The 23,435-nt window shown below is 71.9% G+C and carries 20 protein-coding genes; 8 read left to right on the forward strand and 12 right to left on the reverse strand.

The window, feature by feature from the left end; translation table 11 throughout:
• Positions 1-141: 141 nt before the first annotated feature.
• The 3 genes from FLV34_RS17845 to FLV34_RS42540 are packed head-to-tail and all read right to left on the reverse strand — an operon-like array spanning position 142 to position 3,541.
• Positions 142-810 (reverse strand): response regulator, encoded by a 669-nt coding sequence (locus FLV34_RS17845; RefSeq protein ID WP_142650005.1) that lies wholly within the window; start codon positions 808-810, stop codon positions 142-144.
• Positions 807-3,392, reverse strand: a complete 2,586-nt coding sequence (locus FLV34_RS17850; protein WP_147943615.1) for a sensor histidine kinase KdpD — start codon at positions 3,390-3,392, stop codon at positions 807-809. The genes FLV34_RS17845 and FLV34_RS17850 overlap by 4 nt, the downstream gene beginning before the upstream one ends.
• 47 nt (positions 3,393-3,439) lie before the next feature.
• The gene (locus tag FLV34_RS42540; RefSeq protein ID WP_142650007.1) at positions 3,440-3,541 is read right to left on the reverse strand and encodes a potassium-transporting ATPase subunit C; all 102 of its coding nucleotides are present in this window, start codon (positions 3,539-3,541) and stop codon (positions 3,440-3,442) included.
• Between the two features lie 259 nt (positions 3,542-3,800).
• Between FLV34_RS42540 and FLV34_RS17860 the strand changes: the two genes are divergently transcribed.
• The 6 genes from FLV34_RS17860 to FLV34_RS17885 all read left to right on the forward strand — a co-directional run bounded on the left by FLV34_RS17860 (position 3,801) and on the right by FLV34_RS17885 (position 8,197).
• Complete coding sequence (locus tag FLV34_RS17860) at positions 3,801-4,265, forward strand: DUF3147 family protein (protein ID WP_261985820.1); 465 nt, start codon at positions 3,801-3,803, stop codon at positions 4,263-4,265.
• A gap of 215 nt (positions 4,266-4,480) precedes the next feature.
• Entirely contained in the window at positions 4,481-4,858 is a 378-nt protein-coding gene (locus tag FLV34_RS40515; protein WP_168066259.1) for a DUF3147 family protein, read from the forward strand.
• A gap of 28 nt (positions 4,859-4,886) precedes the next feature.
• On the forward strand, positions 4,887-5,066 hold the full coding sequence (locus tag FLV34_RS17870; protein WP_142650010.1) for a hypothetical protein: 180 nt from the start codon (positions 4,887-4,889) through the stop codon (positions 5,064-5,066).
• A 152-nt stretch (positions 5,067-5,218) separates the two neighbouring features.
• Positions 5,219-6,493 (forward strand): cytochrome ubiquinol oxidase subunit I, encoded by a 1,275-nt coding sequence (locus FLV34_RS17875; RefSeq protein WP_147943617.1) that lies wholly within the window; start codon positions 5,219-5,221, stop codon positions 6,491-6,493.
• A gap of 13 nt (positions 6,494-6,506) precedes the next feature.
• Entirely contained in the window at positions 6,507-7,529 is a 1,023-nt protein-coding gene (cydB, locus tag FLV34_RS17880; RefSeq protein ID WP_142650012.1) for a cytochrome d ubiquinol oxidase subunit II, read from the forward strand.
• A 149-nt stretch (positions 7,530-7,678) separates the two neighbouring features.
• Positions 7,679-8,197: a hypothetical protein gene (locus tag FLV34_RS17885; protein ID WP_142650013.1), complete on the forward strand. Its 519-nt coding sequence runs from the start codon at positions 7,679-7,681 to the stop codon at positions 8,195-8,197.
• A gap of 12 nt (positions 8,198-8,209) precedes the next feature.
• Here FLV34_RS17885 and FLV34_RS17890 read toward each other — a convergent pair whose 3' ends face one another.
• Both FLV34_RS17890 and FLV34_RS43275 read right to left on the reverse strand, forming a co-directional pair.
• Positions 8,210-9,256: a glucose 1-dehydrogenase gene (locus tag FLV34_RS17890; protein WP_142650014.1), complete on the reverse strand. Its 1,047-nt coding sequence runs from the start codon at positions 9,254-9,256 to the stop codon at positions 8,210-8,212.
• 572 nt (positions 9,257-9,828) lie between these two features.
• The gene (locus tag FLV34_RS43275) at positions 9,829-10,380 is read right to left on the reverse strand and encodes a helix-turn-helix domain-containing protein (RefSeq protein ID WP_315985200.1); all 552 of its coding nucleotides are present in this window, start codon (positions 10,378-10,380) and stop codon (positions 9,829-9,831) included.
• Positions 10,381-10,430: 50 nt separating this feature from the next.
• On the opposite strand from FLV34_RS43275, the gene FLV34_RS17900 reads away from it, so the two are divergent.
• Positions 10,431-11,327 carry an NAD(P)-dependent oxidoreductase gene (locus FLV34_RS17900; RefSeq protein ID WP_142650015.1) on the forward strand — a complete coding sequence of 299 codons (897 nt, stop codon included), beginning with the start codon at positions 10,431-10,433 and terminating at the stop codon, positions 11,325-11,327.
• Positions 11,328-11,931: 604 nt separating this feature from the next.
• Here FLV34_RS17900 and argG read toward each other — a convergent pair.
• The 3 genes from argG to FLV34_RS17915 all read right to left on the reverse strand — a co-directional run bounded on the left by argG (position 11,932) and on the right by FLV34_RS17915 (position 15,755).
• On the reverse strand, positions 11,932-13,380 hold the full coding sequence (gene argG / locus FLV34_RS17905) for an argininosuccinate synthase (RefSeq protein WP_142650016.1): 1,449 nt from the start codon (positions 13,378-13,380) through the stop codon (positions 11,932-11,934).
• Between the two features lie 88 nt (positions 13,381-13,468).
• Positions 13,469-14,665, reverse strand: a complete 1,197-nt coding sequence (locus FLV34_RS17910) for an ROK family transcriptional regulator (RefSeq protein WP_142650017.1) — start codon at positions 14,663-14,665, stop codon at positions 13,469-13,471.
• 262 nt (positions 14,666-14,927) lie between these two features.
• Positions 14,928-15,755: an SDR family NAD(P)-dependent oxidoreductase gene (locus FLV34_RS17915; protein WP_142650018.1), complete on the reverse strand. Its 828-nt coding sequence runs from the start codon at positions 15,753-15,755 to the stop codon at positions 14,928-14,930.
• A gap of 91 nt (positions 15,756-15,846) precedes the next feature.
• Here FLV34_RS17915 and FLV34_RS17920 point away from each other — a divergent pair, with 91 nt between their 5' ends.
• Positions 15,847-16,740 carry a helix-turn-helix domain-containing protein gene (locus tag FLV34_RS17920; protein WP_147943618.1) on the forward strand — a complete coding sequence of 298 codons (894 nt, stop codon included), beginning with the start codon at positions 15,847-15,849 and terminating at the stop codon, positions 16,738-16,740.
• Here FLV34_RS17920 and FLV34_RS17925 read toward each other — a convergent pair.
• The 4 genes from FLV34_RS17925 to FLV34_RS17940 all read right to left on the reverse strand — a co-directional run bounded on the left by FLV34_RS17925 (position 16,708) and on the right by FLV34_RS17940 (position 23,195).
• Positions 16,708-17,337, reverse strand: a complete 630-nt coding sequence (locus FLV34_RS17925) for a TetR/AcrR family transcriptional regulator (protein ID WP_260617403.1) — start codon at positions 17,335-17,337, stop codon at positions 16,708-16,710. The two genes, FLV34_RS17920 and FLV34_RS17925, sit on opposite strands and share 33 nt — an antisense overlap.
• A gap of 46 nt (positions 17,338-17,383) precedes the next feature.
• Positions 17,384-18,589 carry a cytochrome P450 gene (locus FLV34_RS17930; RefSeq protein ID WP_147943645.1) on the reverse strand — a complete coding sequence of 402 codons (1,206 nt, stop codon included), beginning with the start codon at positions 18,587-18,589 and terminating at the stop codon, positions 17,384-17,386.
• 134 nt (positions 18,590-18,723) lie between these two features.
• Positions 18,724-19,026, reverse strand: a complete 303-nt coding sequence (locus FLV34_RS17935) for an STAS domain-containing protein (RefSeq protein WP_142650022.1) — start codon at positions 19,024-19,026, stop codon at positions 18,724-18,726.
• Positions 19,026-23,195: a SpoIIE family protein phosphatase gene (locus FLV34_RS17940; protein ID WP_147943619.1), complete on the reverse strand. Its 4,170-nt coding sequence runs from the start codon at positions 23,193-23,195 to the stop codon at positions 19,026-19,028. Before FLV34_RS17940 ends, FLV34_RS17935 begins: the two co-directional genes overlap by 1 nt.
• Positions 23,196-23,435 lie beyond the last annotated feature (240 nt).

The raw sequence follows: 23,435 nt of genomic DNA on the forward strand, positions 1-23,435 counted from the left end.
CCTCGACCCCGTCCCTCGACGCACTTTCCCAACGCCCGTTTCGAGCCGTCCGCAGGACGCCGTCCCGAGGCGTCCTGCCGCTAAGCGCCGTCCCACGACGCGTGCCGGAGCGCTCGAAGGATGGCAGCGGAAGTGCGGCCGTCAGGAGGTGAAGCGGTAGCCCATGCCGGGCTCGGTGATCAGGTGGACGGGGTGGGCGGGATCCTTCTCCAGCTTGCGCCGGAGCTGAGCCATGTACTGCCGCAGGTAATGCGTCTCCTTGACGTACTGCGTGCCCCACACCTCGCGCAGCAGCTGCCGCTGGCTGATCAGCTTGCCGGGATTGCGCACGAGCAGTTCGAGGATGTGCCATTCGGTCGGGGTCAGCCGTACGTCGCCGGAAACGGTCTTCTCGGCGAGGTCGATCACGTGCTCCCCGATGCTCACACGGGCGGGCTCGCTCTCCCGGGAGCCGGTGCGCCGGGTCACCGCGCGTACGCGGGCCAGCAGCTCGTCCACCCCGAAGGGCTTGGTGACGTAGTCGTCCGCCCCGGCGTCCAGCGCGTCGATCTTGTCCTGGTTGCCGCTGCGTCCCGACAGCACGATGATCGGCACGCTGCTCCAGCCGCGTACGCCGTGGATGACGTCGACTCCGTCCATGTCGGGCAGCCCGAGGTCCAGCACGATCAGGTCGGGACGCCGGTCCGCGGCCTCGCGCAACGCGGAGCCGCCGTCCGCCGCGACGGCGACCTCATACCCGCGCGCCGCCAGGTTGATCCGCAGCGCGCGGAGGATCTGCGGCTCGTCGTCGACGACGAGGATCCGGCTCATGACGCCGCACCCCCCAGATCCGCGGGGCTCTCCCGCAGGTCGTGGAGGTGTACGGCGACGGGCAGGGTCAGGATCATGGTGAGCCCTCCCCCGGGTGTCTCGTCGGGTGACAACCGGCCTCCCATCGCCTCGGTCAGTCCGCGCGCCAGGGCCAGGCCCAGCCCGACGCCGCTGTGGTTGTCCCGGTCGCCCAGCCGCTGGAAGGGCAGGAAGATCCGGTCGTAGGCGTCGCGCGGCACACCGGGCCCGCGGTCGATTATCCGGATCTCGGCCCGGTCTCCGTATCTGCTGGCGGTGACGAGCACGTTCTCTCCTGCGGGGGTGTAGCGGACGGCGTTGCCGACGAGGTTGGCGAGCACCCGCTCCAGCAGCGCCGGATCGGCGACGACCTCGGGGAGGTCGTGCGGGATGTCGATCTTCACCTCGGCGGCGAGCGGCCCGAGGTCGTCCACCGCCCGGGGCACGACCTCCTCGACGGCGACCGGCTGGGCGGCCACGCCGAGCACCCCGGCCTGCAGGCGGCTCATGTCGAGCAGGTTGGCCACCAGGCGGTCGAGTCTGGCCAGCGACTCGTCCGCGGCCTCCAGCAGCTCGGCGCGGTCCTCCGGGGACCACTCGACGTCGGTGGCGCGCAGACTCTCCACGGATGCCTTCGCCGCGGCCAGCGGGGTGCGCAGGTCGTGGCTGACCGCCGCGAGCAGCGCGGTGCGCATCCGGTCGGCCTCCGCGAGCGGCCTGGCCTGCCCGGCCTCCTCCTCCAGCCGTTCCTGCCGCAGGGCGACGGCCATCTGCGCGGCGAACGCCTCGATGACGCGGCGCTCGGAGGCGTCGAGCAGCCGACCGCGCGCGGCGAGCACGAGGTCGCCGTCGATGTCCACGTCGGTGCCCGCGGCGTCCGGGCAGGTGCACGGCTCTCCCCCCGAGGTGGCGACGATCCGCCACGAGGCGGGGTCGGACCGGTCGTCCGGCCCCTGTCCCGCCTCGGGCCGCCGTTCCAGCAGGGTGACCGAGACCAGGCCGAACGTCTCCCGCGTACGCGCGAGCAGGGACGGCACGGCTCCCTCGCCGCGCAGCACGTGCCCGGCCAGCGCGGACAGGATCTCGGCGTCCGCCCCTGCGCGGGCCGCCTCCCGCGTACGGCGGGCCGCCACGTCCACGATCATGCTGACCGCCGCCGCGACGACGACGAAGACGGCCAGGGCGAAGAGGTTCTCCGGGTCGGCGATCGTCAGCGTGTGCGTCGGCGGGGTGAAGAAGAAGTTGATCAGCAGTGATCCGGCGACCGCCGCCGTGATCGCCGGCCACATGCCGCCGATCAGTGCCACGCCCACGACGGTGGTCAGGAACAGCAGGATGAAGCTCGGCAGCGACAGCGTGTCCCGGAAGGGCAGCAGGACGGCGGTGAGCAGCGGCAGACCGGTGAGCGCGACGGCCCACCCCGTCAGCCTGCGCCGCCGGGTGAGGGCCGCCCGCGACCGCTGCGGGCCCTCCCGTCCCTTCTTGACCTGCTCGTGCGTGATCATGTGGACGTCGATCGAGCCCGACCTGGCGGTCGTCTCGACGCCCACCCCTCGGCCGAAGATCTGCGCGATCCGGCCGCGCCGGGAGGCGCCGAGCACGAGCTGGGTGGCGTTGACGCCGCGGGCGAAGTCGAGCAGCGCGCGGGGGATGTCGTCGCCGACGACCTGGTGATAGGTGCCGCCCATGCTCTCCACGAGGGCGCGCTGGCGCGCCAGCAGCGCCGGGTCGCCCCCGGAGGCGAGCCCGTCCGCCCGGGTGACGTGAACGGCGAGCAGGTCGGCGCCCTTGGTGCGGGCGGCGATACGGGCCGCGCGCCGGACGAGGGTGTCGCCCTCCGGTCCCCCGGTCAGCGCGACGACGACCCGCTCGCGCGCCTCCCACGTGTCGGCGATGCCGTGCTCGGCCCGGTAGCGGTCGAGCTGCTCGTCCACCTCGTCGGCGAGCCACAGCAGGGCCAGCTCGCGCAGCGCGGTGAGGTTGCCGACGCGGAAATAGTTGGCGAGCGCGGCGTCCACCTTCTCCGGCAGATACACGTTGCCGTGCGCGAGCCGCCGCCGCAGCGCCTCAGGAGCCATGTCGACCAGCTCGACCTGGTCGGCCCGCCGTACGACCTCGTCGGGCACGGTCTCGCGCTGCGGAATGCCGGTGATGTGCTGGACGACGTCGTTGACCGACTCCAGGTGCTGGATGTTGACCGTGGAGATCACGTCGATCCCGGCGTCGAGCAGGTCGTCGATGTCCTGCCAGCGCTTGGCGTTGCGCGAGCCCGGCGCGTTGGTGTGCGCCAACTCGTCGACCAGGGCGACGCTCGGGCGCCGGGCGATCACCGCGTCGACGTCCAGCTCGGTGAAGGCCGCACCCCGGTACGTCACGGTCCTGCGGGGGACGATCTCCAGCCCCTCCAGCAGCTCCGCGGTGCGAGCGCGGCCGTGGGTCTCCACCAGGCCGACCACGACGTCCGTGCCGCGTTCGCCGCGGCGGTGGCCCTCGCACAGCATGGCGTACGTCTTCCCGACCCCGGGTGCCGCGCCGAGGTAGATCCGCAGCCGCCCGCGTGGCATGGCCGATCACCTCTCCCTGTCGAGGGCCGGATTGAGTTCGAGCACGGTCACGCCGGGCTCCCCAGGAAGCCCGGCGCGCGGCCGGTCGTGTGCGCGGCCGCGATCAGCGCCCGCACCCCGCGTACGTCCCGCCCCCGTTCCCTGGTCACTCTAGGAGCCTGCAGCTCGGCGTACGGGACCGGTGGACCGTTGACGGTCTCAGCACAAGCAAAGTCCCGAATCGGTGGCAGTTGGACGCTCTTGACGGCTTTCATACGGGTTCGCACCGAGTATTGACGCGCTCTGTACGCGGTCCACGCCGGGGGTTTCGGGCACACTCGCGCCGGAAATCAACGCGGTTCAACCGGCGAGCGGCGCCCCCCGATCCATCTGTGTCGGCTCCGGGGGAGGGGGCGCGGGGTGAGCGAGATGACCGGCCAGATCGTGGAGGTCGTCGTGAAGGCGCTGGCCGGGGGCGTCTTCGTGCTGGCCTTCGCGGCGCTGGCCGAGATGCTGACGCCGAAACGGCTCGCCGGGGTGTTCTGCGCCGCCCCTTCGGTGGCCCTGGCCAGCCTCATCGTCACCGCCGCCATCACCGGTGTGCCCGACGTCCTCGCCTCGGCTCAGGGCATGCAGATCGGCGCGGTCGGGTTCACCCTCTATTGCCTGATCGCCGCTCCTCTGCTGCGCAGGTGGGGCGCCTGGCGGGGGGCGCTGGCCGCGCTCGCGGTCTGGGGCGTCGTCGTGGCCGCCGGGTATGCCCTGGCGCCGCAGGGCCTGCTCGGCGTCCGGACGACGGCGGTCCCCGGTCCACGCCCCCAACCGGCGGCCCTGGACCTCGCCCCGCCACCGGCGGCCCTGGACCTCGCCCCGCCATCGGCGCACCCGTCATGAGCGCCCGCCGAGACGACGGCCCGGCACCCGGCGACCGGCGGTCTTCGGATGACGAGCGGCCCTCCGATGACGGCGCGGACGGCCGGATGGCCGATGACGGCCCGGTTGCCGGCGACGGGCGACCTTACGAAGGCCGGCGACCTGCTGAAGACGAGCGACCTTGTGAAGACGAGCGACCTGCTGAAGACGAGCGGCCTCCTGAGAACGAGCAAGAGGTGCGGCTGCGGCTCAGCGAGCTGCGGCGGCCGCCCAAGCGGGACTGGGCGGTCCGGTTCGCGTTCGGCGTGGGAGTGTCGGCGCTCGCCGGGGTGGTGTCCGTGCTGGCCGGCCCGCGCGCGGGCGGGCTCTTCCTCGCGTTCCCGGCGATCCTGCTGGCGAGCGTCACCCTCGTCGCCAAGGAGGAGGGCGTGCGCCAGGCCGTACAGGACGTGGGGGGTGCGACCTTCGGCGCCATCGGCCTGATCGGCTTCGCCGTCGTCGTCGCGCTCACCGTGACCGCCTGGCCGCTGTGGCTGTCCCTCACGACCGCCACCCTGAGCTGGGCGGCCCTCTCCCTGGCCCTGTACGCCACCGTGACCCGGCTCCGCCGCTGAGCCCGAACGACGCGGGCATGAGCCGAATGTGCGAAAAAACGGTGCGCGACCCCGAGGCGCGCACCTCATCGGGGTCACGTTCAGCCGGTATGTCCTGGCCGGCGGCCCCATCGCGGCCATGTCGGCCGACGAGCCGACCCGCTGCCTCACGATGACGCTCGACGGCACCCTGTTCCGCTCCGCGGGGACGGCACCCGCGTCGTCCTGATGCGGCCCGCTGCCCCCAGCACCTGCCACGAGAAGGATATGATCCGTCCACTCTTGCGGACTTTGCGAGAAAAGGGCTGATTTGTCGCACCCCCCATGCCCCGGTCCTCTCGCCGCCGGTGACGGGCGAACGTCGACGACGGGCGGACACCGGTGACGGACGAGACGCTGGCACGCCTCCAGTTCGCGACGACGGCCGGCTTCCACTGGCTGTTCGTCATGCTCACCCTCGGCCTCGCCCCGTTGATCGCGGTGATGCACACCCGGCACGCCCTCCGGGGCGCACCGCTCCTGGAGCGCATGACCCGGTTCTGGGGACAGATCTACGTCGTGAACTACGCACTGGGCGTCGTCACCGGCCTGGTCATGGAGTTCCAGTTCGGGCTGGCCTGGAGCGGGCTGGCCGAGTACGCCGGCAACGTCTTCGGCGCTCCGCTCGCACTGGAGACGATCGTCGCCTTCTTCGCCGAGTCCACCTTCCTGGGCATGTGGATCTTCGGCTGGGGGAAGCTGCCCAAGGCGGTGCACGTCACGCTGATCTGGCTGGTCACCCTCACCGCGTACGCCTCGGCGTACTGGATCATGGTGGCCAACGGCTTCCTGCAGCACCCGGTGGGGCACGAAGTGCGCGGCGGCGTCGCCTACCTCACCGACTTCGGCGCCCTGCTCACCAACCCCAACGCGATCAACGCGCTGGTGCACGCGGCCACCGCCGCGCTGATGACCGGTGGAGTGTTCGTGGCGGGGGTGAGCTCCTACCACTTCCTCAAGCGCACGGCCGAGCGGGAGTTCTTCCGCGCCTCGCTGCGGCTCGGTCTGTTCGTGGCCACGCCCGCGGCGTTCGTGGCGCTCTACTACGGGTTCGTGCAGATCCCGACGCTCGTGGACACCCAGCCGATGAAGGCGGCGACCCTGCAGGGCCACATCGACGACCTCGGCTCCCTGCGCGTCGAGGACGTGCGGGCGCACCTGGTGCAGCGGTTCGGCGCGGGCGACTACCGGCCGCCCGCCTGGATCGCCACCGCCTTCGACGTCATGCAGGACGTCGGCTATCTGATCTTCCTGCTGATCGTCGTGGCCCTCGTCCTGCTCTACCGGGACTGGTACCTCCGGTTCCGCCCGGCGGCCTACCTGATGCTGGTCGCCGTCCCCCTGCCCTTCGTCGCCGCGCTCGGCGGATGGCTGCTGCGCGAGGTGGGGCGCCAGCCGTGGGCGGTGTACGGCGAGCTCACAACGGCCGCCGCACGGTCGCCCGTCGGCTCGATGACGGCGTCCCTGATCCTGTTCTGCGGGGTGTTCCTCGCGCTTGCGGTCGCCGATGTGGCGCTGATCGTCCGGTACGCCCGCCGCGGCCCGGCAGGCACCGACCTGGGGGGCGCACCCGGCGACGGGCAGCCGGAGCGGCCCGCCTCGTCGCTCGCTTTGTGAAACAGGAGCCCTCGTGACTTTCGGACTCGTGTGGCCGGCCCTGCTCGGGCTGCTGCTCGCCGGTTATTTCGTCCTGGCCGGCTTCGACTACGGCGTGCAGATGCTCGCTCCCCGGCTCGGCCGCGACGACCGCGAGCGGCGCGCGCTGCTCAACGCCTTCGGCCCGTTCTTCCTCGGCAACGAGGTCTGGCTGGTGGCCGCGGCGGGCGTGCTGTTCGGCGCCTTCCCCTTGCTGGAAGGGCGGCTGCTGTCCGGGATGTACTTCCCGTTCGCGGCGATCCTGGTCGGCATCGTCGTCGGCAACACCGCCGTACAGTTGCGCAGCCGCCACCGGAGCGCCACGGCACGCCGGCTCTGGGATGGGTTGATCTTCCTGGGCGGGCTGGTGCCCGCCGTGGGGTGGGGGCTCGTGACCGGCCGCCTCCTCGCCGGGGTGCCGCTGGACGCCCGGAACGTCTTCTCGATCGGACCGGCCGACCTGCTCCACCCCTTCGTGCTGCTGTGCGGCGCCACGACCACGGCGGTGTTCCTCGCGCACGGGGCGGCCTTCCTGGCCTGGCGAACCGGCGGCGCGCCGGGCGCGCGGGCCGCGCGGGCCGGCTGCCGCGCCCTGCTCGTGGCGGCCGTGGCGGCGGCGGCCGTCCTCGTCACCGGCTTCCTCTCCTCGGCGCGGCACGCCCTCGTCAACCCGTGGCCCGCCCTCGCGACGGGCGGGGCCCTTGTGGTCGTGCTCCTCACCGGGGCGGCTCTGCTGCGCGCGGGCCGTACGGGCCGTGCCTTCGCCGCGACCTCGTGTGCGGCCGCCCTGCCCGTCGTGGCACTCGGTGCGGGCCTGCACCCCTTCGCGCTGGTCACCTCCGGCGCCCCCGGCACCTCCGGCACCGGCCTGCGGCTGGCGGAGGCGATGGCGGATGCGGGCACCCTGCGGATTCTGACGGTCTTCGCCGCGGTCATGGTGCCGCTGATGGTGCTTTCCCAGGTCTGGAACTGGTGGTTGTTCCGCGACCGGGCCGGTCGTACGCGGACGTACCTGTAGCTCCTTCGTCCACGAGTTCGCCGAGTGGCTCGACGTGCTCGGCCCGGTTCCGTTCACGACCCGGAAGACGTACGGCGGTCTGTCTGGTTCCGCCCGCCTGGGACGTACGCATGTGCTGAAATATGCCAGTGAATCGGACGAGGCAGGCGATGGGTGAGATCCTCGTCTACCTTTTCGCGGCCTTCCTGATCACCGGTGGCGTGCTGGCGTTCTCCTACGTGCCCAGCGGCGAAATGGTCTCCTACACCGGCGACTACGAGCCGCTGCGCGGGGTGCAGATGAGCGCCGCCTACCACTCGATCCTCGACATCGGCTTCGACGAACGCGGCCTGCTCGCGCGGCAACTGCACCATCGCTGCGCGATCCTGCTCGGCCTGGGGGCCGTCGTCTGGGCCCTGCTCGGCCGGTTCCGGTATGCGCTCCCGGTGCTGGGCCTGGCCGCGGTCGCCGCACTCGGCGGCTACGGGTCCACCGACGACCTGCTCTCCGGCACCTTCCTGGCCAGGGTGCCCATTCCCGTCTGGTACGGCCTGCACCTCGTGGCGGCGCTCGGCGTGGGCGCCCTGCTGGTGGTCTCCTCCCGCCGGGAGGCCGCCCGGCAGCCCAGGACGGGGGGCTTCATAGCGGTGACCCTCGGCCTCACCGCCATGCTGATCTTCCTGGTGTGAACGGCGGAGCCGTCACAGCTCGATGACGACCTTGACGTCCTGCGGCCCGGCGGTGAAGGCGTCGTGGAACGCCTCCAGCGGCACCCTGCGGCTGATCAGCCGGTTCAGCCAGGCGAGGTCGGCCCTGGCCAGGGCGTCGGCCGCGCCGGCATAGTGGCCGAGGTTGGCGTTGACCGAGCCGATGAGCACGTCGTTCTGCAGCACGATGTCGCGGTTGAGGCCGCCCGCGTCGAGCGTGATCCGGCGCCCGGCCGAGGAGACGCCGGTCAGACAGACGATGCCGTACGGCGCGGTGTTGGCGGCCACGGCGAAGATGACCGGTCCTGCGCCGGTCGCCTCGATCACCACGTCGGGGCTCACCTTCGCGGCGACCTCTCCGGCGTCCCCGGCGTGGTAGACCGCGCCGAGGTCCCGTACGAGGGCCGGTTTGGGGCCGTCCGTGACCCGGTCGAGGACGTGCACCTCCAGCCCGCGCTGCACGCCGAGCAGCGCTGCGAGCAGGCCGATCGGCCCCGCGCCGGTGACCAGCGCGGTCTTCGGCGCGAACCAGGCCCGGGCACCGACCTTCTCCACCTCGTCCCACGCCTTGGCGACGACGCTGGTCGGTTCGAGGAGCATTCCGACGTCGGCCAGCCGGGGATCCAGCCGGACGGCGTATCCGGGCTCGACCACCCAGCTCTGGCCGGCATATCCGTCCAGTTCCTTGATGCCGCGCTCGGTGTAACGGCCGTTGCGGCACATGTCGAACTGCCCGTGCGCGCAGGCGCCGCACGGCACCGGGTCGGGCCGCCGGACCACTCCGACCACGAGATCCCCCGGGGCGAAGCCGCTGCCGGACGGCGCCTGCCGCACCCTGCCCAGCGACTCGTGGCCGATGACCAGGCGGTCGCGGCCGGGCGGGGCCCAGCCGTACTCCCCGGCGGCGATCTCCTTGTCCGTGCCGCACACGCCGACGGCGAGACCCTCGACGAGCAGGTCACCCTCGCCCGGCTCCGGCTCGGGGACGTCGGTGACGGCCAGGGAGTCCTTCTGCGACGGGATGACGGTGAGAGCGCGCATCAGCGCTCACCTCCAACGTGTTCGCGGCCGTGCGCGACGTGCCCGGCAGCCGCCTCGGAACCAGCGTAGGTTGATCGACTCATCGCGTCCCATCAGGGCCGCCCTGCGCGGCTCGCCGTGTCCGGCGGCCGTGTGCAGGCCGCCGCACAAGGGCCGCCGTGTCCGGGCCGCCGCGCAAGGGCCGCCGTGTGGAGGCCGCCGTGTGGAGGCCGCCGTGTCCGGGTCGCCGCGCAAGGGCCGTCGTGTCCGGGCCGCCGTGTGGAGGCCGCCATGCCGGGGCCGCCGTGTGCAGGTCGCCCGCCAAAGGTCGTCGAGCAGGCCGTAGTCCTCGATCCGCTGTGCCACCGATCTTCCCCCTCCGGCGGTCGATCTCGCCGTCGCGGACAAGGGCCGGGCTACCCGGACAACGGAAACGTATGCACTGGACGGAGAACGGCGTCCTGTGCAGGGCTTCGCGGCCTACCCACCTTTTTGTGGGTACTTGTCGGGCCGGGACGGGCGGCGTGAAGCTTGGTTGCGGGCAGCCGGAAGGCCGCCTGAGTCCAGGCGAGAACGGGGGTGACGGCGATGTCTCAGGAGACCGGGAGAGGCCCTGCCTGCGCCTCCGTCTTTCCAGACGGCCAATCCCCAGACGGCACTTCCCCGGACGGCCCCTCCCCGGACGGCACTTCCCCGGGCGGAATCTCCCCAGCCGACGTCTCCCCGGACGTCGCGTTCCCGGACGGCGTCAGCCCGGACGTCGCGTTCCCGGACGGCGTCAGCCCGGACGTCGCCTTCCCGGAGGGCGTCTCCCGGGCCAGCTTCTCCAGGCGGCGATGTCCCCAGTCGGACAGCGGCGCCAGCGCCTCGGAGAGGTCACGACCGAAATCGGTCAGTGAGTACACCGTCTTCAGCGGGCGGCCGTCGTACACCTCACGGTGCACCAGCCCGTCGGATTCCATTTCCCTGAGCGTCTGAGTCAGCACCTTCTCGGTGAGGCCCGGCAGCCGCCGGAGCAGCTCGCCGGGACGACGCGGAGCGGATTCCAGCAGCCAGAGCAGGATCGTCTTCCACTTGCCGTCGATCACCGCGATCGCGGCGGTGACCCCGCAGACGTTCGGGTCTTCGGCGCGGCTACGCGTCATCTTTCCATCCCGTTCAGCGCTATCGCTGTCATGCATGCAGGAGTCGAGACATGAGCCAGCACGTCCACCAGTCTGCCGTCACCGTGCTCGGTCTGGGACCGATGGGCCGCGCCTTGGCCGGGGCCTTCCTGGACGCCGGCATCCGCACCACGGTCTGGAACCGGACGCCGGGCAAAGACCAGCAGTTGACCGAGCGTGGCGCGTACAGCGCCCCCACGCCGGAGTCGGCGGTCGCCGCGAGCGAGGTGACCGTGATCTGCGTGGTGAACTACGACGCCGCGGACGCCGTCGTACGGCGTGACGCTGTCGCCGGCGCGCTCCGGGGACGCACCCTCGTGAACCTGACCGCCGACACGCCAGGCCGCGCCCGGAGCACCGCGGCCTGGGCCACCGAGCACGGCATCGGATATCTCGACGGCGCGATCATGACGCCAACCACGACCATCGGCACCCCGGCCGCGGCGTTCCTGCACAGCGGCCCGGAGGAGCTCTACCGGCGGCACCGGCCGCTCCTGGAGGCCCTCGGCGGCACGCACACCCATCTCGGCGAGGACATCGGCCGGGCGGCGGCCTACGACATCGCGCTGCTCGACGTCTTCTGGACCGCGATGGCGGGCTACGCGCACGCGCTGGCGGTGGCACGGGCCGAAGGGGTCAAAGCGCGGGAGCTGGCGCCGTTCGCCAAGGGCATCGGCGCGATCCTGCCGCCGATCTTCGAGGAGGCGGCGGCGGAAGTGGACAGCGGCGGCTTCTCCGGCGAGGGCAACCCGATCACCTCGGCGGCCTCGTCCATCGCCCACATCATCGAGACCTCCGAGGCCCACGGCATCGACGCGAGCGTGATGCGCGCGGCCCAAGGCTGGGCCCGCCGCGTCATCGCACAGGGCCACGGCGCCGACGGGTTCACCCGGATCACCGAGCTCCTCACTCCCCGCGCCCACACCTGACCCGGCTCCCCGGTGTCCCCGGCCCGGTTTCCGTAAGTCGAAGGGGCACCCGGCCGCTCCCAGCTCCCGGTCTCCGTACGGCGAAGAGGCGCCCGGCCGTTCCCGGCCCGGCACGTCCCCACCTGGCTTCCCCGGTGCTTCCGGGGCTCGTCCCCAACCGGACTGCCAGACGTTCCCGGCCCGGCACGTCCCCACCTGGCTTCCCCGGTGCTTCCGGGGCTCGTCCCCAACCGGACTGCCGGACGTTCCCGGCCCGGCACGTCCCCACCTGGCTTCCCCGGTGCTTCCGGGGCTCGTCCCCAACCGGACTGCCGGACGTTCCCGATCCGGCTGATCCGGGACCCGGATCCCGCACGCCCCCGGGCCCGGCTGCCGGATGTCTCGCACCCGGTCCCCGTACGGCGAAGGGGCGTCCGGCGGCACCGGGCGCCCCAGTCGTGGTGAGTCCTCGAAGATCCCGAACGCCACGACGTCCTCCTGATGCGGGTGCGGGCTCGGTGTCCCGCATACGCATCGAGGAGGACGTCAAGTCCGGCCGTACCGGCCTGAGCCGTGGTCGGTCGGTCCTGTGATCAGTCAGTGGCGTGATCAGTCGGTGGCATGGTCAGTCGGTGCCGAGCTCCATGGCGGCCTGGTCGAGGAGCTCCTCCTCGGTGGAGACCTCGCCGCGAGAGGCGATCGCCTCGGCTCCGCCCTCGGGCATCGCGCCGATCAGCCCGGTCGACGCCGCCTGGGCGGCTCCGATCAGCGCCGGCTGCTGGCTGCCGACCATGCCGAGCCTGGCGTACTGCTCCAGTTTGGAGCGGGAGTCGGCGATGTCGAGGTTGCGCATCGTCAGCTGCCCGATGCGGTCCACCGGACCGAAGGCGGAGTCTTCGGTGCGCTCCATGGAGAGCTTGTCCGGGTGGTAGCTGAACGCGGGCCCGGACGTGTCCAGCACGGAGTAGTCCTCACCACGCCGCAGCCGCAGGGTCACCTCGCCGGTGACCGCCATGCCGACCCAGCGCTGCAGCGACTCGCGCAGCATCAGCGCCTGCGGGTCCAGCCAGCGGCCCTCGTAGAGCAGCCGGCCCAGCCGCCGCCCCTCGATGTGGTAGCTGGCGAGGGTGTCCTCGTTGTGGATCGCGTTGACCAGCCGCTCGTAGGCCGCGTGCAGCAGGGCCATGCCCGGCGCCTCGTAGATGCCCCGGCTCTTGGCCTCGATGATCCGGTTCTCGATCTGGTCGGACATGCCCAGGCCGTGACGGCCGCCGATGGCGTTGGCCTCCAGCACCAGATCGACGGCGGAGGGGAACTCCTTGCCGTTGATCGTCACCGGACGTCCCTGCTCGAAGCCGATCGTGACGTCCTCGGTCGCGATCTCGACGGAGGGGTCCCAGAAACGCACACCCATGATGGGCTCGACGATCTCGATGCCCGTGTCGAGGTGCTCAAGAGACTTGGCCTCGTGAGTGGCGCCCCAGATGTTCGCGTCGGTGGAGTAGGCCTTCTCCACACTGTCCCGGTAGGGCAGCCCGTGCGCGAGCAGCCACTCGGACATCTCCTTGCGCCCGCCGAGCTCGTTGACGAAGTCGGCGTCCAGCCACGGCTTGTAGATCCGCAGGGAGGGGTTGGCGAGCAGACCGTAACGGTAGAACCGCTCGATGTCGTTGCCCTTGAAGGTGGAGCCGTCTCCCCAGATCTGCACCCCGTCTTCGAGCATCGCGCGCACCAGCAGGGTGCCGGTGACGGCCCGCCCGAGCGGGGTGGTGTTGAAGTACGTGCGGCCGCCGGACCTGATGTGGAAGGCCCCGCAGGCCAGAGCCGCGAGCCCCTCCTCGACCAGGGCCGCCCGGCAGTCGACCAGCCGGGAGATCTCCGCGCCGTACGCGGTGGCACGCCCCGGCACCGAGGCGATGTCAGGTTCGTCGTACTGGCCGATTTCGGCGGTGTAGGTGCACGGCACTGCACCCTTCTCCCGCATCCACGCGACCGCTACCGAAGTGTCGAGGCCACCGGAGAAGGCGATCCCGACACGCTCGCCGACAGGCAGAGAAGTGAGCACCTTGGACACGAGTAGAATATATACACGGGAATGCATGATCATGCAATCCCGTGCGCAGCGGATCTCGGCGGGAGCGGACCCCCGAGGCCGGCGTCGATCACCGGGAGAAGCCGTAGACCTCCTCACTCACGAGCCTGGCCGCGCCGATGACGCCGGCCTGCGGGCCGAGATCGCTCATCGCGATCGGCAGGTTCCTGGTGGCGAGAGGCAGCGAACGGCGGTAGATCGCGCCGCGGATCTCCGCGAGGAGGATGTGACCCAGTTGCGTGAGGCCACCGCCCAGCACGATGAGGCTCGGGTTGAAGAACGACACCAGGCCCGCCAGCACCTCGCCCACGCGCCGTCCGCCGTCGCGCACCATCTGGACGGACGCCGCGTCACCGGCGGCGACCGCCTCTCCCACCTGCGCGGCGGTCAGCGTGCCGTCGCGTTCGAGGAACTCCTTGAGCAGGGGCGAGCGCCCGGACCTGGCCGCGGCGAGCGCCTGTCGCGCCAGCGCGTCACCGCCGAAGGACGCCTCCAGGCATCCCGTGTTGCCGCACGCGCAGATCTCGTCGGAGCCGGTGACCGGTATGTGCCCGATATCCCCCGCGCACCCGTCCATGCCGCGATAGAGCTCACCCTTGGCCACGATTCCGCAGCCGATGCCCGAGCCTACCTTCACGTACAGGAAGTTCTCGGCGGTGCTCGCCGAGCCGGCGTGTTGTTCGCCCAAGGCCATTACATTGACGTCGTTGTCCAGTAAGACCGGGCAGTCGAACCGCCCGCCGATGACATCGCGGACCGGATAACCGTCCCACCCCGGCATGATCGGTGGCGACACCGGGATACCGCGGGAGAAGTCCACCGGTCCGGGCACACCGACACCGACGCCCATCGGCTTGTCCACGCCCAATTTCTGGAGCAGCGCCCGGCTCTGTTCCATGGCGAGTTCGAGCACGGGCTCGGGGCCCTGACGCACATCGCATTGCGTGCGTTCGAACGCGAGGACGCGCAGCCTGCCGTCGGTGATCGCGGCGGACACCGAGGTCGCGCCGATGACGATGCCGACGAACCGCACCCGGCCGGCCAGATCGATGACGGTCGACCTGCGCCCTCCACGAGACGCGGCCGGTCCGATTTCCTCGACGAGTTTCAGCGCCGTAAGCCGGCCGAGTTCCGCCCCGATCGTCGTACGTGACACTTCGAAGTGTTCCGACAGCTGAATGCGGGATTGCGGGCCCGCGTCACGCAATCGCGTAAGTATTTTGGCCTGGAGCCGCGTTTCGGCTCGCCCTGGCACCGAAGTCTCCACCTGCCAAGTTTCTCATCCGAGGACGCCTCTGACGTCATCCTCTGACGTCATCCGCGCGCAGTCCGGCGTCGGCCGAAATCTCGCCTTGATCACTAGTCGGAGACGCATTTGTGAGGAACTCCCGATCAGACCCGCGGACCCGCTCCGCAATGAAACTTTCATTGCCACCTCGGCGTAACTCCGGCGTTTCGTCAGGCCGCGTTCGGCGACCCGGCCGATGTTTTCCCCGGCCGGACCCGAGAGCCGGGGAACCGCCGCGCGCTCACCCGTCGGCGGACTCGGAGAGGGAGCGCCACTCCCGCCAGGTGTCCAGGCGTTCGGAATAGACCCGCTCGGCGATCGGCAGGCAGTAGCTCCCCAGGAACAGGCGCAGCGGGGGCCGTTCCGCGTCCACGACCGCGAGGACCGCCTCGGCCGTGATCTCGGGGTCGATCGGCGCCCTGCCCGCCGCGGCGGCCCGGCGGGCCTGCCTGACCTGCTCGTACGCGGCGTGCGGCTCGGCGTGGACGGCCGAAGAGCCGCTCCAGTCGGTGCCGTACGGGCCGGGCTCGATGATCGTCACCTTGATCCCATGTGGGGCGACCTCCTGGGCGAGCGACTCGCTGAACGCCTCCAGGCCCCATTTCGACGCGTTGTAGAGCCCGAGCATGGGGAACGCGGCGACGCCGCCGATGCTCGACACCTGCAGGAAGTGGCCCCGCCCACGCTCCCGCATCCCGGGCAGCGCGGCCTGGGTGACCCAGAGCGCGCCGAGCAGGTTCGTCTCCAGCTGGGCCCTCGCCTGGGCCTCGGTGACCTCCTCCACCGCGCCGAAAAGGCCGTATCCGGCGTTGTTGACGACGACGTCGATCCCGCCGAAGCGCTCGGCCCCACGGGCGACCGCGGCGAAGGCGGCGTCCCGGTCGGTGACGTCGAGCGGCAACGGGAGGATCGCGTCGCCGAACTCGTCGGCGAGCGGCTTCAGCGTGGAAACGTCGCGGGCCGTCGCGACGACCCGGTCGCCGCGCCGCAGCGCCGCCCGCGTCCACACGTCGCCGAAGCCGCGGGACGCCCCCGTGATGAACCAGGTGATTGCGTTTTCTGTGCTCATGTCCATCGACTCTGCCCCGCACGGGACGGCACAGCCATCACCCCGGCAGGGTCACCATCACCCGCCGGTGCTGCGTACAGTGGCGGGTGACATGCCCGGCACCAACGCTCTCGGCAGCTTTCTCAAGGCCCGCCGCGCGCTCGTACGCCCGGAGGACGCCGGGCTGCCCGCGATCGGCCGGCGCCGCGTGGCCGGGCTGCGCCGCGACGAGCTGGCCACGCTCGCGGGCGTCAGCCTCGCCTATCTGACCCGGCTTGAGCAGGGCAGGGACCGCAATCCCTCCGAGCAGGTGCTCGACGCGCTCGGCGCCGCCCTGCGCCTCGACGCCGACCTCACGGCCCACCTGCACGCCCTGGCCCGAGACGCGTCGAGACCGAACGGCGGCCCGCCCCGCCGGCCGCGGGAGCAGCCTGCCCCCGGAGCCGGGGATCTCCTCGACGCGTGGGCAGGCATACCCGCCTACCTGCGAGGACGGCGGTTCGACGTGCTGGCCGCCAACGCGGCGGCGATCGCCCTCGCGCCCATGTATCGGCCCGGCCGCACCCTCGTGCGAGACGTCTTCCTCGATCCCGGCGCGCGGGCGCTGTTCCCCCGGTGGGACGCGGTCGCGGCCGGCTCGGTCGCCGCGCTCCGGGCCGTGGCCGGCGCCGACCTCGACGACCCGGCCCTGCGCGAGCTGGTCGAGGAGCTGTCGGCGGCCTCCGACGACTTCCGCCGCCTGTGGGAACGCCATGACGTCCGCCCGACGCGGAACGAGACGAAGGAGTTCGCCCATCCCGTCGCCGGGCGGCTCGTGCTGCGGCGGCACAGCCTTGCGGTCGGCGGGACGGACGGCCAGGTCGTGATCGCCTATCAGGCCGATCCGGGAACGCCCTCGGCCGCCGCGCTGGCCGGGCTCACCGCTCCGGATCACGCTGCGGCCATCCACGTGGCAGAGCCCCGGCCGCCCGCGTCACACGGGCCAGCCGCCTCGTTTGCGCGGTGACCTGAGCGGCACGGCGTCCGGCAGCGGGGTGGCCGCGCCGGGCGACAGGGCGTCGAGGACGAGCGCGAGGTAGCGCCGCCAGCCGTCGCTGCCGGGCTCCATCGTCCACAGCACGCCCATCAGCATGACCATGATCCTCGGCAGGTCGTCGGCGACGAGGTCGGCGCGGATGAGACCGGCCTCCTGCCCGCGCCGGGCCAGCAGGGTCAGCGACTCGATGAACGGGCTGCTCGCCTCGGCGGTGACGGCGCCGGAGTTCCGGGCGGCGGCCAGGGTGTTGCGCTCCCGGTCCGCCGAGGACATCGCCGCCTCCAGCACGGTGGCCAGAGCGCGGCGGGGATCGTCGTCGCCGAGCGCCCGTTCGATGGCGGGGGCGATCTCCTCGGCGAAGCTCTGGTCGAGGGCCGCCCTGACCAGGCCCGCCTTGTCGGGAAAATGGCGATAGAGGGTAGCGATGCCGACACCGGCGCGGCGGGCGATATCTTCGAGCAGCGCGTCGGGCCCCTGCTCGGCCCAGACCTCCCGGGCCGCGCGCAGGATCCTCCCCGAGTTGCGTGCGGCGTCGGCGCGCAGCCGTCGCGAGGTCTCGGTGGTCACGCCCACAGGATAGCCAAAAATGATAGGCGACTATCGATAAGCCCCGTCAGGGCCGGTCCCACGTGACAAGCATGTGCTCGGGGCCCCGGGTGGACAACCCCGTCTTCCACACGACGTCGTCCTCGGAGCCGGCGAGGCGGAGCCCGGGCAGCCGGGTGAGCAGCGTACGCAGCGCGACCTGCAGCTCCATCCGGGCGAGCGGGGCGCCGAGGCAGTGGTGCGCCCCGTGCCCGAACCCCACGTGCGAGGCCTGCTGACGGTCGAGTTCGAGGTCGTCGGGGTTCGTGTAGACCGACTCGTCGCGGTTGGCCGATATCAGGCTCACGACCACCGGCTCACCGGCGCGCACCATGACGCCGCCCAGCTCGACGTCCTCCAGTGCGTAGCGCGCGATGGACGCGCCGCCGCCGAGCGGGACGAAGCGCATCAGCTCCTCGACTGCCCTGGGGATCAGGTCGAGGTCGGCGCGCAGCGCCGCGAGCTGCCCGGGATGGGTGAGCAGCACGTAGACGAAGTTGGGGATCTGCGTGGCCGTGGTCTCGTGGCCGGCGACCAGCAGCGCCTCGGCCAGCGACAGCATCTCCTCCTCCGACAGCCGCTCCTCGTCGTCGCGGGCCGCGACGAGCGCGCTGAGCAGGTCGTCCTTCGGAGCCTCGCGGCGCTGGGCGATGAGCCCCGCCATGTAGTCCCGGAGCAGCCCCATGCAGCGCACCACCTCGTCCGGGGTGAACCGCGTCGTGGACAGCAGCGCGTCCGACCAGGTGCGGAAGTCGACCCGGTCTTCGACGGGCACGCCCAGCAACTCGCAGATGACCGTGATCGGCAGCGGCAGCCCGAAGTCCTCGACGAGGTCGGCCGGGGCGCCCTTGCCGAGCATCGCGCCCACGAGACCGTCGGCGATCTCCTGGGTGCGGGGCCGCAGCAGCTCGACCCGCCGTACGGTGAACGCCTTCGACACCAGCCTCCGCAGCCTGCTGTGCTCGGGCGGGTCGAAGCTGAGGATGCTGCCGGGGCGGGACCGGTGGGGCCGCATCCGCGGCTCGTCACGGCCGATCGCCGCGGCCCGGCTGAACCGCGCGTCACCGAGCACGACCTTGACGTCCTCGTAGCGGGTCGCGAGCCACGCGGGCTCCCCGTACGGCAGCCGGACCCGGCACAGCGGTTCCTCCTGCCGCAAGCGGGAGAAGAGGGGATCCACCTCCAGCCGGTCCGTCTGTCCGAAGGGGAAGATCCGGGGTTCGACAGTGGTCATCATGCCTCCCAGAGCGGATCGCCGTTCACCACGATTCGTCGAGTCGCCACTTGATAGTCAACTCTCACATGACTCGTGTAAAGAGATCAACGCAAGCGAGAGCAAAATCTCACTTGAAGGAGGCAGGACGGGTCCTATCGGGCGCCGGAGTCCCCCTCGGCGACGGTGACGAGGTCCGCCAGCCCGGAGATGGTCAGTACGGGGGTCAGCAGGGGGTTGGCGATGAGCGCGATGTGGTCGGCGTGCGCGAACAGCACGCTCAGGCCCGCGCTGTCGAGATATTCGACCGAGGTGAGGTCGATGACGACGGGCCCCGGGGTGCTCTCAAGAGCCGCCGCGAGGGCGTCGGTGTTGCTCATGTCGATCTCGCCGGCCGCGGTCAGGAGAGCGACGCCGTCCGGGCGAACCCCAGGGGTGATGGTCAGGGGTGTGGTCATCAGGCGATCCTCATCTGCATGTCGACGGTGGTCCCGTACGGGCCGGGGGTGATGGTGACCTGCTGCATCATGGCGCGCATGAGCGCGACGCCGCGCCCGCGGTGGGAGTTGGCCTCGGGCTCGGGGGACTTCCAGCGGCCGCTGTCGGCGACGGTGAGGCGCAGGTTGTCGACCGACGCCTCGACCCGCAGGCGGACGATCTCACCGGGGGCGTGCCGGTGGCCGTGCTCGATGGCGTTCGCGCACGCCTCACCCGCCGCGACCAGGACGTTCTGGACGATCTGGGTCGGCAGGTCGCACTGGCCGAGCCAGCTCCGCAGCGCCTTGCGTACCGGCGCGAGCTGGGACGACTCCGCCGGGAAGGTCACCTCCAGCGGGGCCGGGTGCCGATAGAGCAGCAGCGCGACGTCGTCGTCGTAGCCGTCCGCGGGCGCAAGGCGGATCATCACGTGCGTGGCGAGGTCGTCGACGGCGACGTTCCTGCCGTCCTGTACGGCCTGACTGGCCTGGTCGATGCCCGAATAGAGCGGACGGCGGCGGCGCTCGACCAGGCCGTCCGTGTAGAGCATGAGCGTGGCGCGCGGGGGGATGACCGTCTCGCTCTCCGGGCGGGCCGCCCCCGGCCGTACGGCGAGCGGCACCGAACGCCCGCCGTCGAGCAGGCCCGTGCTGCCGTCGGGGTGGGCGAGGATCCCCGGCGGGTGCCCGGCGCTGGAGTAGGACAGGCGCCCGGTCTCCGGATCGAGGACGGCGCAGAAGACGGTGGTGCACCGGGCCCCGGGGACACCGGCGGCGAACTGGTCCAGGGCCATGAGCACGCGCGCCGGGCTGTCGTCCTGCAGCAGCAGCGCGCGGCACGCGCTGCGCAGCTGTCCCATCACGGCGGCGGCCTGCACCCCGCGCCCGACGCAGTCGCCGACGACGATGCCGATGCGCCCGCCGGGCAAGGCGACGGTGTCGTACCAGTCGCCGCCGACCTCCAGGGGCCGGGTGGCGGGCTCGTAGCGTACGGCGAACCCGTCGGGAAGCCGGGCGGGGCCGAGGATGGCGCGCTGCAGCGCGATGGCGGTCTCGCGTTGCTGGTCGATCTGGTGGGCGCGCACAAGGCCCTGGGCCAGACGTCCGGCCAGCAGCGACAGCAGCACCTGGTCCTCACCCGTGAAGGGCCGGTGGCCGCCCAGGTCGATCCACAGGGCGAGCTGTCCCTCGGGGTGCTCCAGCAGGATGCCGGCCCCGTCGCGCTCGGTGACCGGTGTGAGCAGCGGCCGTCGCAGCAGATCGGCGAGCGCCCGGCGGCGTTCGCCCGGCAGCCCGTGCCAGTCCACCGGCCCGCCCTCGACGGTCAGGGACGGCTCCTCGCCCTGGCCGAAGACCGCGGCGACGACCGACGTCGCACGCCACAGGCCGCGCAGCTCCCGCAGGGCGCCGGTCAGCGCGTCGGACAGGCTCCCGGCCTGCGACAGGCCGGTGCTCAGCGAGGCGAGGGCGCTCTCGCGCTGGATGGCGTAGTGCTCGGCGGTGACGTCGCGGAAGGTGCCGACGACGACACGCCGCCCGGTGTCGGGATCCTGCGCCTCGTTGAAGGTCACGCTGATCCACAGCCGGTGCCCGTCGCGGTGGACGACCGGGATGGTGTGGCTGCCCCGGCCCGGGCCGAGCAGGCCGCTGAAGGCGTCGGCGACCTGCTGGTAGGCCTCGGGATCGGCGGCGTCCGGCCACCACGGATGGATCGGCGTGTAGGGCAGGTTCTCCGGGCCGTAGCCGAGGATGTCGGTGAAGGCGCTGTTGATCTCGATGACGGCACCCTGCTCGTCGCAGACGAAGAACGCCTCCTGCAGCGAGTCGACCAGCGCGCTGCGCCAGCGCGCCTGGTGCTGGCGCAGCCGTGCCATGTCCATGTTCGCCCGCACCCGCGCGAGCAGCTCCGCGGCGGCGAAGGGCTTGACCAGGTAGTCGTCGGCCCCGGCCTGCAGGCCCTCGATCGACGCCTCCTGGCCCGCCCGGGCCGACAGCAGCACCACGGGCACGGCGGCGGTGCGCGGATCGGACCGCAGCGCCGCGACCAGGGACAGCCCGTCGAGGCGCGGCATCATCACGTCGCTGATCACGACGTCGGGCGCGTCCGCGCGTACGGCGTCCAGGGCCTCCATGCCGTCGCTCGCGGTGCCGACGAGATATCCGGCGCCCTTGAGGAGTCGGACGAGATAGCCGCGCATGTCGGCGTTGTCGTCGGCGACCAGCACACGCGCCGGGGCGGCCGAGCTCCCCGGCCGGATGGCGGAGCCGTCGTGCGACGGCAGCTCCATGCCGTTCCCGGCGGGCTCGCCGTCCTCGTCCGCGGGCAGCCAGCGCAGCGCCTCTTCGACGTACGGATCCGCGGCGGTGGCGCCCGCCCCGGTGCCGGCCGTGATGATCGACTCGGCGGGCAGGTGCGCGGAGCCGTACGGCAGGCGGATGGTGAAACGGGTGCCCGCACCCTCGGCGCTGTCGGCGCTGATCGTGCCGCCGTGCAGGCCGACCAGCTCCTGCACGAGGGCCAGCCCGATGCCGCTTCCCTCGTTGGAGCGCGAGCGCGCGTTCTCGATGCGGTGGAACCGCTCGAACAGCCGCGGCAGCTCGTCGGCCGGGACGCCGACGCCCGTGTCGGTGACGGTCACCACGGCGTGGTCGTCCTCGCCGCGCACGGTGACGCCGATCGCGCCCTCGAAGGTGAACTTCAACGCGTTGCTGAGCAGGTTGAGCACCACCTTCTCCCACATGCCGAGGTCGATGTAGACCGGCTCGTCCAGGGGAGGGCAGTCGACCCGGAACTCCAGGCCCGCCTTGTCGATCGCGGAGCGGAAGAGGCTGGCCAGCTCGGCCGTGACGGCGGCCAGATCGACCGGCTCATAGCCGGCCTGCATGCGGCCGGCCTCGATGCGGGAGAAGTCCAGCAGGGTGTTGACCAGCTTGCCGAGCCGCAACCCGTTGCGGCGGATGACCTCCAGCTCCTCGCGCACCTGCGGGTCCGCTCCGTGCAGCCGGGCGCGCAGCTCCTCCACCGGCCCCATGATCAGGGTCAGCGGCGTGCGGAACTCGTGGCTGATGTTGGAGAAGAAGACGGTCTTCGCACGGTCGAGCTCGGCCAGCTCCCCCGCCCGCCGCTGCTGGGCCTCGTAGCTGCGGGCGCTCGCGACGCCCGCCGCGACGTGCCCCGCCGCCAGCTCGATGAACCCGCGATACGCCTCGTCCAGCGGCCGATAGCGGTTGAGCGCGGCCACCAGGAACCCGTACGGCGCGCTGCCCTGCTGGAGCAGCGGCACCACCAGCGCCTGCGTGGGCGGCTCCGGCCAGGCTCCGGCCGGAAGACCGGCGAACGGCGCGCCGTCGAGCGGCACGATCACCGGCTCTCCCCGGGCCGGCGCCCCCACGGGCCACACCGTGCCGGGGTCGCCGGCCGCCAGGGTGAGCGGGGCGGCCGGATGCCCGGCGGCGATGCCGGTCACCCCGGCCAGCCGCGCGCCGCCGCCGTCCTGGAACAGATAGGTCAGTGTGAACGGCAGGTCGTAGAGGTTGCGGCCGAGCTGCCGGCAGGCGAACCCGAGCATCTCCTGCTCGGTGCGGACCACGCTGGGGTCGGAGCCGAGATCCCGCAGCGTCGCCATGCGCCGCTCGCCGATGACCCGCTCGGTCTCCTCGCTGACGACGCACAGCATGCCGACCACGGCGCCCGAGTCGTCGCGAAGGGGGCTGTAGGAGAACGTGTGGTAGCTCTCCTCCGGATAGCCGGCCCGCTCCAGGACCAGCAGCAGCGCCTCGTCCCAGGTGGCCTGCCCGGTGGCCAGCACGGTGTCGATCCGCGGGCCGATGTCGTCCCAGATCTCCGCCCAGACCTCGGCGGCGGGCCTGCCGAGCGCCCATGGATATTTCCGGCCCAGCGTGTCGCGCCGGTAGGCGGCGTTGCAGAAGAAGGTCAGCTCCGGCCCCCACGCCATCCACATGGAGAACCGGGACGACAGCAGGATGCTCACCGCCGTCTGCAGGCTCTGCGGCCACTCCTCCGGCGGCCCGAGCGGGGTGGCCCGCCAGTCCACCGACGCCAGATCACGGCCGACCTCGTCCTCGGCGGCGAACACCCCGGCCCCGGCCGCCTCCGGCGGCCCCTGCTCAGCGTCATCACAGCGCGTCACTTGACACCCTCTCGTTCACGCCGAGCCCGGCCCCCCCGCGCCGGACCCCGCCATGCCGTTGCCGTGCTACTGCCACGCGGCGGGTCCCGCAAAAGTCGGGTGACACGTTCGGAGCAGGATATCCGGCTCCCCGAACCCGGATGGATCCGTACGGAATGCTCATCGGCGGCCTGACGGCACGACCGAGGTAGGACTTGTGGGGTTCTACGCTGAGCTGGACACGTCCTGGCGGCGTTTCCC

This window comes from Microbispora sp. CSR-4 (assembly GCF_008033685.1).
In the GTDB taxonomy this organism is placed as follows: Bacteria; Actinomycetota; Actinomycetes; order Streptosporangiales; family Streptosporangiaceae; genus Microbispora.

Excerpts from the sequence above, each read along its gene's own strand:
- FLV34_RS17920 (WP_147943618.1), top strand. The coding sequence starts at position 15,847 with ATGCCCGGCACCAACGCTCTCGGCAGCTTTCTCAAGGCCCGCCGCGCG.
- FLV34_RS17845 (WP_142650005.1), bottom strand. The coding sequence starts at position 810 with ATGAGCCGGATCCTCGTCGTCGACGACGAGCCGCAGATCCTCCGCGCG.
- FLV34_RS17915 (WP_142650018.1), bottom strand. The coding sequence starts at position 15,755 with ATGAGCACAGAAAACGCAATCACCTGGTTCATCACGGGGGCGTCCCGC.
- FLV34_RS17930 (WP_147943645.1), bottom strand. The coding sequence starts at position 18,589 with ATGACCACTGTCGAACCCCGGATCTTCCCCTTCGGACAGACGGACCGG.
- FLV34_RS17885 (WP_142650013.1), top strand. The coding sequence starts at position 7,679 with ATGGGTGAGATCCTCGTCTACCTTTTCGCGGCCTTCCTGATCACCGGT.
- FLV34_RS17850 (WP_147943615.1), bottom strand. The coding sequence starts at position 3,392 with ATGCCACGCGGGCGGCTGCGGATCTACCTCGGCGCGGCACCCGGGGTC.
- FLV34_RS17900 (WP_142650015.1), top strand. The coding sequence starts at position 10,431 with ATGAGCCAGCACGTCCACCAGTCTGCCGTCACCGTGCTCGGTCTGGGA.
- FLV34_RS17860 (WP_261985820.1), top strand. The coding sequence starts at position 3,801 with ATGACCGGCCAGATCGTGGAGGTCGTCGTGAAGGCGCTGGCCGGGGGC.
- FLV34_RS17890 (WP_142650014.1), bottom strand. The coding sequence starts at position 9,256 with ATGCGCGCTCTCACCGTCATCCCGTCGCAGAAGGACTCCCTGGCCGTC.
- FLV34_RS43275 (WP_315985200.1), bottom strand. The coding sequence starts at position 10,380 with ATGACGCGTAGCCGCGCCGAAGACCCGAACGTCTGCGGGGTCACCGCC.
- FLV34_RS17935 (WP_142650022.1), bottom strand. The coding sequence starts at position 19,026 with ATGACCACACCCCTGACCATCACCCCTGGGGTTCGCCCGGACGGCGTC.